Source organism: Frigoribacterium sp. CFBP 8751 (genome assembly GCF_014841545.1).
In the GTDB taxonomy this organism is placed as follows: Bacteria; Actinomycetota; Actinomycetes; order Actinomycetales; family Microbacteriaceae; genus Frigoribacterium.
In genome coordinates this window covers 918,846-932,169 of record NZ_JACYUB010000001.1, presented here as the reverse complement: position 1 = coordinate 932,169, position 13,324 = coordinate 918,846, and the positions used below count along the sequence as shown (strand labels likewise).

Sequence of the window (13,324 nt, the reverse complement as noted above, 5' to 3'; positions counted from 1 at the left end):
CGCTGATCGACAGGTGTGTCCGCGTGTCGCGGGACGGATCCGCTTCGCGGCCCGACGGAGGACCCGAGCGGGCGGAGTCGCTACAGCGGCAGCGTGCGTCCGGCCTCGGCCAGGGCGTCGGCCGGCACGCTGCCCTGCCCGACCGGCACGGTTCCCGTGGTCCAGCGACGCAGGACCCCCTCGGGCACCTCTTCGGCGACCAACGCGAAGCAGAAGTGGTCGCGCCACGACCCGTTGATGTGGATGTACCGCCGCCGCAGACCCTCGTAGCGGAAGCCCAGCTTCTCGACGACGCGCAGGCTGGGGGCGTTCTCGGGCCGGATGCAGATCTCCATGCGGTGGAGCCCCAGCGCCCGGAAGCAGTGGTCGGTCGCGAGGGCCACCGCGATCGGCGTCGCGTTGTGGCCCGCCGCCGCCTGGGTCACCCAGTAGCCGATGGTGGCCGAGCCGAGCGAGCCGTAGGCGATGCCCGAGACGTTGAGCTGGCCGACGAACCGGCCGTCGAGCTCGATGGCGAAGGGCAGACCGAGCCCCGCCCGGGCGTTGGTCTGCAGCGACCGGATGCTGCCGCGCACGTCGTGGCTGGTGAAGCCGTTCGGGTTGGTGGCCTCCCACTGCCGCAGCCACGACCTGTTCTCCATCAGGGCCTGGTCGAGGTCGCGGGTGTCACGGAGACGGAGGGGGCGGATGGTCACCGCCCCCTCCGTCAGCGTGGGGATGTTCGTCACGGAACGTGTCGCCTGCTTACTTCTCGAGCCCGGCGGTGAACTCTTGCAACCACGGGCGCAGTTCGCCACCGATGTCGTCCCGGTCGGAGGCGAGCTGCACGATGGCCTTGATGTAGTCGAGCTTGTCACCGGTGTCGTAGCGACGGCCACGGAACACGACGCCGTACACGCCGCCGGTCCACTCTTCGGCGCCGGCCATCTTCATCAGGGCGTCGGTCAGCTGGATCTCGCCGCCCTTGCCCGGCTCCTGCTTCTCGAGGACGTCGAAGACCTCGGGGCGGATGACGTAGCGGCCGATGATCGCCAGGTTCGAGGGCGACTCGCCCTGTGCCGGCTTCTCGACGAGGCCGGTGACCTTGACGACGTCGTCCTCGTCGGTCTTCTCGACCGTGGCGATGCCGTAGAGGTGGGTCTGCGAGGGGTCGACCTCGAGCAGGGCGATGACGGTGGCGTTCTTCTGCCCCTGCACCTCGACCATGCGCGTGAGCAGCGGGTCGCGGGCGTCGATGATGTCGTCACCGAGCAGGACGGCGAACGGCTCGCGCCCGACGTGCATCTTGGCGCGGAGCACCGCGTGGCCGAGGCCGAGCGGGTCGCCCTGACGCACGTAGTGCATGTCGGCGAGGTCGGTCGACTGGTTGACCTTGGCGAGCTTGTCGTGGTCGCCCTTCTTCTTCAGCGTCTCTTCGAGCTCGCTGACGTGGTCGAAGTGGTTCTCGAGCGCGTTCTTGTTGCGGCCCGTGATCATCAGGACGTCGGTGAGGCCGGCGTTGACGGCCTCTTCGACGACGTACTGGATCGCCGGCTTGTCGACGACCGGCAGCATCTCCTTCGGCATTGCTTTCGTGGCGGGCAGGAATCGTGTCCCCAGGCCCGCGGCGGGAATGACTGCTTTAGAAATCGTGAAGCCCATGCGGGTCAGCGTATCCATCCCCGACGTTTCGCGGAGGTTAATAGTCGGACGGTTAAGCTCGTCGTCATGACTGACGACGTCGGCAACGCCAAACGCGCCCTGCGAGCCGAGATCCGCCAGAAGCGTCGCACCCTGGGTGCACACGAGAGGGACCAGGCCACCGAGGGCATCACCCGGCACCTCACCGACCTCGCCACGGGTCTGTCGGTGCGCTCGATCGCGGCCTACCTGTCGACCGACGTCGAACCGAACACGCGACCGTTCCTCAACTGGGCCTTCGCGAACGGCGTCCGGGTGCTGTTCCCGATCACCCGGGCCGACGGCCTGCTCGACTGGGCGGTGGGCGACGGCGAGAGCGAGACCCGCGGCCTCTTCGACCTGCCCGAGCCCGTCGGCGAGGTGCTCAGCCCGATGGCGGTCAACGACGTCGACCTGATCGTCGTGCCCGCGGCGTCGATCGACCACGGCGGCATGCGCATGGGCTGGGGCCGGGGCTACTTCGACAAGACCCTCGGCTCGATGGAGCGCCGCCCGCCCGTCTATGCTGTGGTGTTCGACCCCGAGTACGTCGAGTCGGTGCCCCGAGAGCGGCACGACCAGCCCGTCGACGGCGTCGTCACCCCCTCCGGCATCCACGAGTTCTAGACTCGCCTTCCCTCAGGAGCGCCTCCGTGCCCACCTACTCGTACCGCTGCACCGAGTGCGACAACGCGTTCGACATCGTGCAGTCGTTCACCGACGACACCCTCACGGTCTGCCCGGTCTGCGAGGGCAAGCTGCGCAAGGTCTTCAGCCCCGTCGGCGTGACCTTCAACGGGTCGGGCTTCTACCGCACCGACTCGCGCTCGAAGAGCACGTCGGGCTCGGGGTCGTCCGGCTCGGGCGACAAGGGATCGTCGTCCGGCTCGTCCGAGAAGACCTCAGGAGGCGCGAGCGGCTCGTCCTCGTCGGGCACCTCGGGCAGCGGGTCGGGTTCGTCCTCGTCCGGCAGCGGCTCGTCGGGCTCCGGCTCGTCGGGCTCCGGCTCGTCCGGCTCCGGCTCGTCGGGCTCCGGCTCGTCCGGTTCGAGCTCGTCGGGCGGTTCGTCCCGCTCGTCCTGACCGCGCCGAAGGCGACCGACGGGATCACCCGCGCGCGCCTCCGTGGTTTGCTGGACGTCGAGAACCTCATCTCGTCGGATCAGAAGGAGTCGCCCGTGAAGGGTTTCAAAGAGTTCATCCTGCGCGGCAACGTCATCGACCTCGCCGTCGCGGTCGTCATCGGTGCGGCCTTCACGGCCATCGTGACGTCGCTCGTGACCAACGTGTTCAACCCGCTGATCGGTGCCGCGTTCAACGCGACCATGCTCGACGAGGCGCTCATCGTCACCATCCCGACGCTCGACGGCGGCGAGGCCCAGCTGAAGTTCGGCGCCGTCATCGGGTCCGCGATCCAGTTCCTGATCATCGCGGCCGTCGTCTACTTCGTGCTCGTGTTGCCGGTGAACAACCTGCTCAAGCGCACCTTCGCCAAGCAGAAGGCGGAAGAGACCCCGGCCGACGTCCCGCCGACCGACGTCGAACTGCTCAGCGAGATCCGCGACCTGCTGCGTGCCCAGGCCGCACCGGCCGTCGGCGGCGGCTCACACGCCGCACCCGTGCTCGAGTCGCGCGACCCGCACAGCGAGAACGGCCCGCTCGGCAGCCGCTGAGCCTGACGCGACGAACCCGCCACGAGATCTCGTGGCGGGTTCGTCGCGTCACCGTGGACGACGACTCAGCCCCAGTGGGGTGGGACGTCGGCACGCAGTCGCTGGTCGTTCTCGCTCGATCCCTGCCGCGCGGGTTCGGGAGCGGGCGTGGGGTCGCTGCCCGGCACCGGGTCGGTGCTCACGCGACGCCCGGCCCGCCGACGCACCACCAGGGGGCTCGGCTCGGCCGCCTCGAGGGCGTGAGGGGCGTCGCCCTCGGACGCCGCGCCTCCCGGGGTCATCGCCGGTTGACGTGCTGGCTGGCCGACAGGGCCGGCACCTCGTGCGTGTGCGAATCACCGATTCCGAGCACCTCGGCGACGCGCTCGGCGACGGCGTCGGGGTCGGTGAAGAGCTGGAACGCGTGCACGCGGATGTAGTGCCAGCCGAGCCGCCGCAGCACCTCGGGACGCGAGCGCAGCGACTCGCGCAGGCTGGTGCGCGAGAGCGTCGTGTCGGTCTCGATCGTGACGCAGACACCGTCGTGGGCGGCCACGAGACCGAGTTTGCCCCGGTGCCCGAGCGCGACGGGGATGCCCTTGACCTCGAGCCGGCGAGCAAGGTCGACGAGCATGGGCTCACTGTCGTCGGGGACGTGCTCGGCCGACGTCCGGGCCTGCACCTCGGTGAGGATCTCGCTGAGCGCGACCGTCCCGTGGCCCATGCGACTCGAGTCGATGTCGCCCGGTTGGAAGCAGGTGACGATGACCATCGACCGACGCGCCCGCGTCATGGCGACCGCCAGCAGGCGCTCGCCTCCCGGCTGGCCGAGCGGACCGAAGTCGCTCAGCACACGACCGTGCGGGGTGCGGCCGTAGCCGATCGAGAACACGACGTGGTCGCGGCTCTGGGCGACGCTCTGCTCGAGGGTGGCGATCATGAACGGCTCGCTGCGGTCGCCCACGACGAACTCGGTCAGGTCTTTGTGCCCCGAGACGGCGGTCAGCACGGCCTGCTGGACGCGGATGGCGTGCTTGGCCGACGCCGTCAGCACCATGAGCGACTCGCTCGGACGCGTGCGGGCGTGCTCGAGGACGAGGGACACGACGCGGTCGACCTCGGCGTCGACGCTCTCGACGGCGCCGGACTCGGGGTCGGGGACGGCGGTGCCGCCCGAGACGTAGTCGAGCGCGATGCTGCCGTGGCCGAGGAAGCTGCCCGCCCAGGGCAGGGACTCGATGCGCCCGCCGTAGAACCGGCGGTTGACGAGTTCGGCGAGGTCTTCTCCGCCGGCACGGTAGCTGCGCGTGAGGGAGAGCGTGGGCAGCAGGGTCGCGAGGCGCGCCAGGGCGCTCTCGGAGTGCGACGTGGCCAGGGCCTCTTCGTCGGCGTCGACGGGCGGCTTGCCCGGCACGACGCCGATGTCGAACTCGGACGGGGTCTGGGTCACGGGGTCGCCGAAAGCCACGGTCTGCTTGCCGCGGCGGATCGCCCCGACGTTCTCGGCCAGGGTCGTGGCCCCGGCGTCGACGAGCACGACCGTGTCGAACGGCACGGTGTCGGCGATGGTGTGGACCTCGTACGGGGACGCGACCCAGACGGGAGCGACGGCGCGCGACAGGTGCGGGGCCGCGTCGTGCAGCAGACGAGCGGTCAGGTGGCCCTGACGCAGGAGGTTCTTGAGCGCCGACGCCTCGTCGGGCCAGTCGACCAGCCCGATCTTCCAGTTCTCGGCCAGCAGCCACGCGAGCAGCTGGGCGCTGCCCGCGGCGTGGGCCTCGTCGACGAGGCGGAAGTCGGCCTCGAGCCGGTCGAGCATGGCGGTGTTGGCGCCGAGCAGGGCACGGTCGGCCTCGAGCAACGACTCGAGTGCCGAACGCCACCAGGCGAGCTCGAGTTCGGCGGCGACCTGGTGCTCGGGCACGTGGCGGTTGGCCAGGTCGGTGATGAGCGGGGTCAGTTCGAGGTCGCGCAGGGTCGTCATGAGCTCGGTGCGCTCTTGGAGGTTCTGCAGGACGTCGCTCTCGGCGGCGAGGGCCTCGAGCCGCTGCTGCAGCTCGACGATGCCGATCTCGGTCAGCCCGTCGTCGCCCGTCAGGCCGAGGGGGCCGTCGAGTCGTTCGAGGTCTTGCGACACCTGCTGGTGGAGCACGTGCGTGTCGGCGATGCCCGTCGGCACCTCGGGCGGGGTGCCGGCCGACACGTAGCGCTGCCACACGACGCGCTGCTGCTGGATGCGCTGCAGCGCGCCGTGCAGGTCGGCGATGTGGACGCCGGGTCGCACGTACTCGCGGGCGAGCTTCTTGAGTCGACGACGGTTGGCGCTCGACATGTCGGGCGCCTCGCGCTTGGGTGCCGTCGCGGCGACGAGCTCGGCGACCGATCGGTCGAACACCACGGGCATGAACTTGTCGAGGGTGTCGCGGATCTCGGTGAGCAGGCGCAGGTAGACGCCGAGCTCGGAGACGCTCTCGAACGGGCGCATGCGGGTGCTGCCGATGACCTCTTCTGCGCGCTCGAGGAGGCGGGGCAGGTCGCGGTGATGCAGGTTCTTGGCGAGCTGGTGCGCGTCACCGGCCCCGACGCTCTCGGTGAAGCGGGCGCCGTACCAGGGCGAGTCGCCCGGGCCGTACTTGAACTCGCCCAGGTTGGCGGCACCGACCATCGTCTCGGCGACGCGGCCGCGACCGTCGACCATGGCGGCGATGCTGCGCCGGCTAAGGCGGGCGGTGGTCGCCGGGGCCGCGGGCAGCAGGGCCAGCCGCGAGAGCTCGGTGAGGCAGTCGAGGACCGAGACGCCGAGCTCGGGGTCGCGGCGGCTGAGGGCGCCGCGGTAGTCGACGAGCACCTTGCGGAGGCGCACGAGGGCGTCGTCGACTTCTCCCATCTGAGGGTGGGTGGCCTTCTCGTTGCGGGAGATCGACCGGATCACGTCACGGCGCAGGGTGGTCGGGCTGACGGCGACACCCGGCAGGCCGACGTCGGTGAGGCGGCTCGTGATGCCCCGAAGCGTCGCCCGGCGGGCGCTCACCACGAGGACGCGCTTGTTCTGCGACACGAGACGGCCGACCGCGTTGACGATCGTCTGGGTGCCGCCCGTGCCCGGGAGGGTCTTGACGACGACCGAGTTGCCCGCGGCGATCTGCGCCACGACGTTCTCTTGTTCGGGGTCGGCGTCGAGCAACAGGGTGTCGGTCTCGGGGCTGCGCTCGTCCTGCGGCGTCGCCGTGGTGGGTCGGTAGGCCTCTTCGACCTGACGGATGGCCATCGGGTTGCCGGCGAGCGCGTCGAGCACCGGGTGCCCGAGCTCGCGGGCGTCGAGGGCCATCTCGGTCGAGACCTCGGCGAAGGTCGAGACCACGAGTCGCGGCTGGACCGTGAACCACTCGAGGTGGGCGGTCAGCCCGCGGAGGCGGTCGATGACCGGGTTCGGCGTGAACGACCCCTCTCGACTGGCGAGCGAGACGAAGGACTCGGCGTCGAGCGTGATGCCGAACTGGTCGTGCAGGGCGTCGACCAGCGCCGGGTTGAGGAAGGGCTCGCCGAGCAGCTTGACCTCGAAGTCGCGACCGTGGCGCCGGATCGCCAGCGGGCGCAGCAACACGGGGGCCCGGAAGTCTTCTCCGGCGAAGGACCAGGCGGCGACGCCGATGGCCAGGTGCACGGCGTCGATGCCGCGGACCGTGCTCAGCTCGAGCCCCTTCGCGGCGATCTCGCCGGCTGCGGCGCGGGCCGTGCGCAGGGCGAGGTCGTCACGGATCAGGCTGGACAGCAGGGTCGTCTTGCCCGTGATGAACTGGGCGAGGCCACCGGGGTGGGTCGTGCTCAGCTCGATGCGCGACCGCTGCGAGTCGCCGAAGTGCAGCAGCGTCGAGGAGCCGCCCACTCGTCGGAGGGACTCGCGCCAGGTGTTCCAGACGGGCTCGGCCACGTTGCCCAGGGAGTGACCCGGGTGCCCGAGGCTGACGGCGTGGGGTGTGATCACGCCCGTGGGCGCGCCGGTCGGGACGGCGACGGAGTCGTTCTCGTCGTCGTCGTTGTCATGCTGTCTGTCGGCTCGCCACACCCTGACACCTTAAGCGGTCCGCCTCGACAACACCCGGAGGACGGGCGGTTCCGTCGCGAGTCGTCACGCCGGGCCGTCCTCACGTCGGTGGACCCCTCGGCGACACATGATGCCCATCGATGTTGGTGTTACGTCATCCGTCATGATGCGCGACACGATCGGTTACGTGAGTTGTCGTCATAACCGAGCGCTCCCACGTGAACGTACAGTACGGTCATCACGGGGGCTATTCAATGAGCTGACACGACACCGTGTCTCGACACCAGGAGCGCACATGCCTTTCGAACAGAAGTACAGCGACGAGACGCGAGAGAAGTCGCTCGCCCGGGTGCTCGAACGTCGCGAGGCCGAGCCGGGCAACCGGGCGATCATCCGCGAGACGGCGTCCGAGTTCGAGGTCGGCGAGCAGTCCCTGCGCGGATGGATCCGGGCCCACGAGCGGTCGATCACCCCGACGCCGGCACCCGACGACGCGGTCGAGAGGGAACTCGACGTCACCTCGGACGACGACGAGGCCGCCCCCACGACCGCCGCGACCCCCCGCCGGGGTCGGCCCCCGGGTTCGGGGTCGACCGCCACGGCCGAGCGCGTCGCCGAACTCGAGGCCGAGGTCGCCAAGCTGCGCCGCGACCGCGAGGCCCTGAAGGGCGCGATGGCGGTCTTGCTGGCCGACTGACGCGGCACCTGACCCCCGGGCCGTCGCCCGGGAACGACGAGAGCGCCCGACACCGCGACTGCCATCCGGGGCCGGGCGCTCTCGTGTGCTCGGTGCGAGACCGAGACGGACCGGTGCGGCCGCCCGGTCTCGGAGGGGGGACGAGACTCGCGGGCGGCCGCACCGACTCATCCAGTATGTCACGTGGCATTTCACATGTCAAACGGTCGGTGTGACCGCACACGAGGAGGCGCCGGTCGGCTCGGCGACGCGGGTCGCCCCTCGGTCGGGGCGCGGCCCTATGCTGTCGCCACGCAGAGCGCGTGCACCACTTCGTGCAAGGGGACTCCCATGGCAGGCACCTTCGTCATCACCCAGGACACCTCGGGCGAGTACCGCTTCGTCCTGACGGCAGGCAACGGCGAGGTCCTCGCCTCGTCCGGCGGCTACAAGCAGAAGGGCGCGGCGATGAACGGCATCGACGCCCTGCGCCTCACGGCCGTCGACGCCGTGGTCGACGACCGGACGGACGTCCCCGTCCCCGGTCACGCCGACTGACCGCGGCCCCGTCCCTCGGTCACCCGGGGCGGCCGCCGGTGGCGACGGGGCGCGTGGGGTCGTTCGACCAGGCGCTCCACGATCCGGCGAAGAGCACCGGGTCGAACCCGGCGATCGTCGCGGCCAAGGCGTTGTGGGCCGCGGTGATGCCCGAGCCGCAGTAGACGGCCACCGGTGTCGCGGGCGTGACCCCCGCCTCCTCGAACCGGGCGCGCAGCGCGGTGGCGTCGACGAACCGACCCGTGGAGTCGAGGTTGCCCGCCGTCGGCAGGTTGACGGCACCCGGGACGTGACCGGCCCGCGGGTCGACGGGCTCCACGTCGCCGCGGTAGCGCTCGGCGGCCCGACTGTCGACCAGCACACCGGTGCGCGACCACGAGGCGGCCGCGTCGGCGTCGATCACGGGCCACGGATCGTCGCCGAGGGTGACGTCGCCGGGCACGACGTCCGCGTCGCCCTGCTCGAGGGGAAGGCCCGCGTCCGTCCAGGCCGTGAGCCCGCCGTCGAGCAAGCGCACGTCGGCGATGCCCGAGGCCCGCAGGAGCCACCACGCGCGAGCCGCCGACTGCCCGCCGAGGTCGTCGTAGACGACGACGGCATCCCCGTCGCGCAGCCCCCACCGGCGGGCGGCGGCCTGCAGGTCGGCCCGGTCGGGCAGCGGATGCCGCCCCTCGACGGGCGCGCCGTGCCGGGCGAGCTCGGTGTCGAGGTCCACGTAGACCGCGCCGGGCAGGTGCCCCTCGCGGAAGGCGGGGAGGCCGTCCGGGCGGTCGAGCCGCCAGCGGACGTCGAGAAGGCGCACCGCTCCCCCACCCGTGAGGGTCGCGTCGAGCTCGGCAGCGGTCACCAGGGGATGGCTCATGCCGACGAGGCTAACGGGCACCCCACACGTGAGGTCTGCTCGATGTCGAGGGATCGCGCGGACGGGGACCGACCGGTCCCCTAGCGTGAGCCCCATGACCGACCACATCGTCCTCGCCGGAGCCAGCGGCTTCATCGGGCAGCACCTCGCGGCCGCGTTCCGCGCCGAGGGTGCCCGCGTCAGCCTGATCGGTCGCCATGGACCGGACGCGTCGTGGGGCGACACCGCCGGCATCACCGCCCTGCTCGACGGGGCCGACCTCCTCGTCAACCTCGCGGGCAAGAGCGTGAACTGCCGCTACGGCCCCGAGAACCGCGCCGAGATCGTGCGGTCACGCGTCGAGACCACACGCGAACTGAAAGAGGCGGTGCTCGCGTGCGCCGCGCCTCCTCGGGTCTGGATGAACTCGTCGACGGCGACGATCTACCGCCACGCCGAGGACCGCCCGATGACCGAGTCGGGCGGCGAGATCGGCTCGGGGTTCTCGGTCGACGTCGCCACCGCGTGGGAGGCCGAGTTCTTCGCGGGCGAGCTGCCCGCCACCCGTCGCGTCGCCTTGCGCATGGCGATCGTGCTGGGCGACGGCAGCGCACTCGTCCCGCTGATGAACCTCGTGCGGGCGGGCCTCGGCGGGCCGCAGTTGGACGGCCCGTGGCCGGCCACCCGGGCACGGCTCGCGGCCGGGACGTACCACCACGAGGGCCGGGGCGGTGGGCGGCAGAAGTTCAGCTGGATCCACGTCGACGACGTGCTCGGGGCGATCCGGTTCGCCCGCGACGACAAGTCGGTCGCCGGTGTGCTCAACCTGTCGTCGCCGAACCCGAGCGACAACCGCACCGTGATGCGCACCCTGCGCCGCGTGCTCGGCGTGCCGTTCGGCCTGCCCGCCTGGCGGTGGATGCTCGAGCTCGGCACGGCCGTGCTCCGCACGGAGACCGAGCTCGTGCTCAAGAGCCGGTGGGTGCTGCCCGAGCGCCTCGTCGACGGCGGGTACGAGTTCGTCCACCCGCACCTCGACGAGGCCCTGAAGAGCATCGTCGCCGGGAGGCGCGGCGCGGCCTGAGCGCGGACGTCGCGGTCCGCGGGCACCGGGTCAGCGGAGGACGGAGCTGAGCAGCAGGCTCGTCTCGCTGTTGACGACGCCCTCGACGCTGCGGATGCGGGCCAGCACGCGATCGAACTCGCCGAGCGACGACGTGCGCAGCTCGGCGACGAGGTCCCAGCCGCCGTTCGTCGTGTGGAGAGACGCCACCTCGGGGAAGCCCCGCAGCTGCCGGATGACGTGGTCGGTCGACCGCCCCTCGATCTCGATGAAGCCGATGGCACGGATCAGGTCGGGGTCGTCGGCCTCGCGCACCCGCACGGTGTAGCCGAGCACCGTGCCCGTCGCCTCGAGCCGGTCGAGCCGCGAGGTGATCGTCGCCCGCGTCACGCCCAACCGCCGCGCGAGGCTCGCCGCCGACTCGCGCGCGTCGACCCGCAGGGCCGCCAGGAGGCGCCGGTCGAGTTCGTCGAGATCCGCCATGACCCGAAACGTACAGCACGACCGCGCAGAACGCGTGATCGGACGAGCGGAATGGCGCTGGATGGTGATTGTGGCTGCACATCGCCCAGTCCTAACGTGGTGCCACCCGGACGCGACGACCGAGCCGGGCCGAGCAGGAGGAGGTCGCCGTGGTGCGCTTCGTGGACGTGCAGAACATGATCCGATGGGTCACCGACCGCGGGGTCGGCCCGATCACCAGCGGCATGGTGACCGCCCTCGAGCGGGACTTCGCCCGGTGGCCCGCCTTCGACAAGTCGCCCCGCGTCGCCTCCCACAGCCCCATCGGCGTCATCGAGCTGATGCCGGCCAGCGACAGCGAGACCTACGGCTTCAAGTACGTCAACGGCCACCCGTCGAACCCGGGGCGCGGTTACCAGACCGTCACCGCCTTCGGCGTGCTCGCCGACGTCGACACGGGCTACCCGACCTTCCTCGCCGAGATGACGATCCTGACGGCGCTCCGCACCGCCGCCACGAGCGCCATGGCCGCCAAGCGCCTCGCACGGGCCGACTCGCGCGTGCTCGCCCTGATCGGCGCCGGTTCGCAGGCCGAGTTCCAGGCCCTGGCGATGCGCGCCTCCCTCGGACTCGAGACGGTCCGCGTGTTCGACGTCGACCCCCGCGCCACCGCGAAGTTCGTCCGCAACCTCGAGCCGCTCGGCTTCGACATCACGGTGTGCGCGAGCCCCGGCGAGGCGGCCGACGGCGCCGACGTCATCACGACCTGCACGGCCGACAAGCAGAACGCGATCGTGCTGCCCGACGAGGCCGTCCGCCCCGGCGTCCACGTCAACGCGATCGGCGGCGACTGCCCGGGCAAGACCGAGCTCGACCCCGCGACGCTCCGCCGGGCCGACGTCTTCGTCGAGTACCCCGAGCAGACCCGCGTCGAGGGCGAGATCCAGCACCAGCCGGCCGACTTCGCCGTCACCGAACTGTGGCAGGTCGTCGCCGGGCAGCGCCCCGGGCGGACGAGCGACGAGCAGATCACGATCTTCGACTCGGTCGGCTTCGCCATCGAGGACGTCTGCGCCCTCAAGTACCTGCGCGAGGACGTCGTGGGCACGGACTACGCCGTCGAGATCGACCTCGTCGCCGATCCCGACGACCCGAAGGACCTCTTCGGCCTCGTCGCCGCCCGTCGGCCCGTCGGCGTCTGAGGCCCGGACCGCCCCGAACCGCACCCACCGCAGAAGCCGTGCCGAGACCGTCGTGACGACCGTCGCTCCCCCGCCCCGCGCCTCCTCGTCCCCGGCCACCGCCGCGGCGACGTCGGCGGCGTCCCCCGCACTCCGCGCCTCCTCGCGCACCCGAAGCGCCGACGAGGAGGCGCGGACGGCCGTCCAGTCGCCCGCCGCGGTCGTCATGGTGCGGCCGCACCACTTCACGCCGAACCCGCAGACCGCGGCCGACAACGCGTTCCAGACCGACCCGGCCGAGGTGGACGCGACCCGGGCCCAGCTCGCGGCACGTGCGTTCGACGAGGTGACCCGGGCGGCCGAGGCACTGCGCGCGGCGGGCGTCACGGTGCACCTCGTCGACGACGAGCGGACCGACCGGCCCGACGGGGTGTTCCCGAACAACTGGTTCTCGACCCACGACGACGGCCGGGTGGTGCTCTACCCCATGCACTCGCCGAACCGCCGGGGCGAGCGACGGACGGACGTGGTGGACCTGCTGCGCGAGCGGTACCTCGTGACCGAGGTGCTCGACCGTTCGCCGCTCGAACGGCGCGGGATCGTCGTCGAGGGCACCGGGGCGCTCGTCCTCGACCACGTCGGGCGCGTCGCCTACGTCGCGCTCTCGCACCGGGCCGACCGGGCGGCCGTCGCCCTGGTCTGCTCAGACCTCGGACACGAGCCCGTGACCTTCACCGCCACCGACGCGACCGGCGTGCCGATCTACCACACGAACGTCATGATGAGCGTGGCGTCGCGGTTCGCCCTGGTCGGCCTCGAATCGATCGAGTCGACGAGCGAACGGAGGCGCGTGGTCGAGCGCCTGACGGCCTCCGGACGCGAGGTGGTCGCCCTCACCCGCGCCCAGCTCGGCGAGTTCGCCGGCAACGCGCTCGAACTGGCGGGGGCCGACGGACCCGTGCTGGCGATCTCGGCACGCGGCTGGGCGTCCCTCACCCCGTCGCAACGCCGCACCGTGGCGCGGCACGCCCGGCCGCTGCCGCTCGAGGTGCCGACGATCGAGCTCGCCGGCGGGTCCGTGCGCTGCATGCTGGCCGGAGTGCACCTGACGCCCCGGTCGTAGCCGGGGCACCTCCTGCCTCGGTGCCGGCCGGGGCATTGGCCACCCCGGTGACGTGGGGGCGGGCC

Annotated in this window: 14 protein-coding genes; 8 read left to right on the top strand and 6 right to left on the bottom strand. The window is 71.5% G+C overall.

What is annotated here, in order from left to right; genetic code table 11:
- Positions 1 to 80: 80 nt before the first annotated feature.
- Positions 81 to 728 (bottom strand): GNAT family N-acetyltransferase, encoded by a 648-nt coding sequence (locus tag IFT88_RS04530; RefSeq protein WP_056229038.1) that lies wholly within the window; start codon positions 726 to 728, stop codon positions 81 to 83.
- Between the two features lie 16 nt (positions 729 to 744).
- Positions 745 to 1,659, bottom strand: a complete 915-nt coding sequence (gene galU, locus IFT88_RS04525; protein ID WP_369700709.1) for a UTP--glucose-1-phosphate uridylyltransferase GalU — start codon at positions 1,657 to 1,659, stop codon at positions 745 to 747.
- Positions 1,660 to 1,707: 48 nt separating this feature from the next.
- On the opposite strand from galU, the gene IFT88_RS04520 reads away from it, so the two are divergent.
- From IFT88_RS04520 to mscL, 3 genes are all read left to right on the top strand, one after another.
- The gene (locus IFT88_RS04520; RefSeq protein WP_043596571.1) at positions 1,708 to 2,286 is read left to right on the top strand and encodes a 5-formyltetrahydrofolate cyclo-ligase; all 579 of its coding nucleotides are present in this window, start codon (positions 1,708 to 1,710) and stop codon (positions 2,284 to 2,286) included.
- Between the two features lie 26 nt (positions 2,287 to 2,312).
- The gene (locus IFT88_RS04515) at positions 2,313 to 2,741 is read left to right on the top strand and encodes an FmdB family zinc ribbon protein (RefSeq protein ID WP_192119090.1); all 429 of its coding nucleotides are present in this window, start codon (positions 2,313 to 2,315) and stop codon (positions 2,739 to 2,741) included.
- A gap of 95 nt (positions 2,742 to 2,836) precedes the next feature.
- The gene (gene mscL / locus IFT88_RS04510; protein ID WP_137847320.1) at positions 2,837 to 3,331 is read left to right on the top strand and encodes a large conductance mechanosensitive channel protein MscL; all 495 of its coding nucleotides are present in this window, start codon (positions 2,837 to 2,839) and stop codon (positions 3,329 to 3,331) included.
- A gap of 65 nt (positions 3,332 to 3,396) precedes the next feature.
- Here mscL and IFT88_RS04505 read toward each other — a convergent pair whose 3' ends face one another.
- Together IFT88_RS04505 and IFT88_RS04500 are read right to left on the bottom strand one after the other, a co-directional pair.
- Positions 3,397 to 3,612, bottom strand: coding sequence for a hypothetical protein (locus tag IFT88_RS04505; RefSeq protein ID WP_162235887.1), 216 nt, complete (start codon positions 3,610 to 3,612; stop codon positions 3,397 to 3,399).
- Complete coding sequence (locus IFT88_RS04500; RefSeq protein WP_192119088.1) at positions 3,609 to 7,376, bottom strand: AAA family ATPase; 3,768 nt, start codon at positions 7,374 to 7,376, stop codon at positions 3,609 to 3,611. The genes IFT88_RS04505 and IFT88_RS04500 overlap by 4 nt, the downstream gene beginning before the upstream one ends.
- A gap of 274 nt (positions 7,377 to 7,650) precedes the next feature.
- On the opposite strand from IFT88_RS04500, the gene IFT88_RS04495 reads away from it, so the two are divergent.
- The gene (locus IFT88_RS04495) at positions 7,651 to 8,052 is read left to right on the top strand and encodes a hypothetical protein (protein WP_192119086.1); all 402 of its coding nucleotides are present in this window, start codon (positions 7,651 to 7,653) and stop codon (positions 8,050 to 8,052) included.
- A 330-nt stretch (positions 8,053 to 8,382) separates the two neighbouring features.
- Positions 8,383 to 8,589, top strand: coding sequence for a YegP family protein (locus IFT88_RS04490; RefSeq protein WP_192119084.1), 207 nt, complete (start codon positions 8,383 to 8,385; stop codon positions 8,587 to 8,589).
- A 19-nt stretch (positions 8,590 to 8,608) separates the two neighbouring features.
- Here the strand turns inward: IFT88_RS04490 and IFT88_RS04485 are convergent, their stop codons facing one another.
- Complete coding sequence (locus tag IFT88_RS04485) at positions 8,609 to 9,451, bottom strand: sulfurtransferase (protein ID WP_192119082.1); 843 nt, start codon at positions 9,449 to 9,451, stop codon at positions 8,609 to 8,611.
- Between the two features lie 94 nt (positions 9,452 to 9,545).
- Between IFT88_RS04485 and IFT88_RS04480 the strand changes: the two genes are divergently transcribed.
- Entirely contained in the window at positions 9,546 to 10,514 is a 969-nt protein-coding gene (locus tag IFT88_RS04480; RefSeq protein ID WP_192119080.1) for an epimerase, read from the top strand.
- A gap of 30 nt (positions 10,515 to 10,544) precedes the next feature.
- Here IFT88_RS04480 and IFT88_RS04475 read toward each other — a convergent pair whose 3' ends face one another.
- Complete coding sequence (locus tag IFT88_RS04475) at positions 10,545 to 10,976, bottom strand: Lrp/AsnC family transcriptional regulator (RefSeq protein ID WP_054146944.1); 432 nt, start codon at positions 10,974 to 10,976, stop codon at positions 10,545 to 10,547.
- Between the two features lie 149 nt (positions 10,977 to 11,125).
- Between IFT88_RS04475 and IFT88_RS04470 the strand changes: the two genes are divergently transcribed.
- On the top strand, positions 11,126 to 12,157 hold the full coding sequence (locus IFT88_RS04470) for an ornithine cyclodeaminase (protein ID WP_043594752.1): 1,032 nt from the start codon (positions 11,126 to 11,128) through the stop codon (positions 12,155 to 12,157).
- Positions 12,158 to 12,209: 52 nt separating this feature from the next.
- Complete coding sequence (gene ctlX / locus IFT88_RS04465) at positions 12,210 to 13,259, top strand: citrulline utilization hydrolase CtlX (RefSeq protein WP_199858878.1); 1,050 nt, start codon at positions 12,210 to 12,212, stop codon at positions 13,257 to 13,259.
- Positions 13,260 to 13,324: the final 65 nt, after the last annotated feature.

Bases quoted from the DNA above. Each gene is read 5' to 3' on its own strand.
- IFT88_RS04495 (WP_192119086.1), top strand. From the start codon at position 7,651: ATGCCTTTCGAACAGAAGTACAGCGACGAGACGCGAGAGAAGTCGCTC.
- IFT88_RS04520 (WP_043596571.1), top strand. From the start codon at position 1,708: ATGACTGACGACGTCGGCAACGCCAAACGCGCCCTGCGAGCCGAGATC.
- IFT88_RS04480 (WP_192119080.1), top strand. From the start codon at position 9,546: ATGACCGACCACATCGTCCTCGCCGGAGCCAGCGGCTTCATCGGGCAG.
- galU (WP_369700709.1), bottom strand. From the start codon at position 1,659: ATGGATACGCTGACCCGCATGGGCTTCACGATTTCTAAAGCAGTCATT.
- IFT88_RS04475 (WP_054146944.1), bottom strand. From the start codon at position 10,976: ATGGCGGATCTCGACGAACTCGACCGGCGCCTCCTGGCGGCCCTGCGG.
- IFT88_RS04490 (WP_192119084.1), top strand. From the start codon at position 8,383: ATGGCAGGCACCTTCGTCATCACCCAGGACACCTCGGGCGAGTACCGC.
- IFT88_RS04485 (WP_192119082.1), bottom strand. From the start codon at position 9,451: ATGAGCCATCCCCTGGTGACCGCTGCCGAGCTCGACGCGACCCTCACG.
- IFT88_RS04505 (WP_162235887.1), bottom strand. From the start codon at position 3,612: ATGACCCCGGGAGGCGCGGCGTCCGAGGGCGACGCCCCTCACGCCCTC.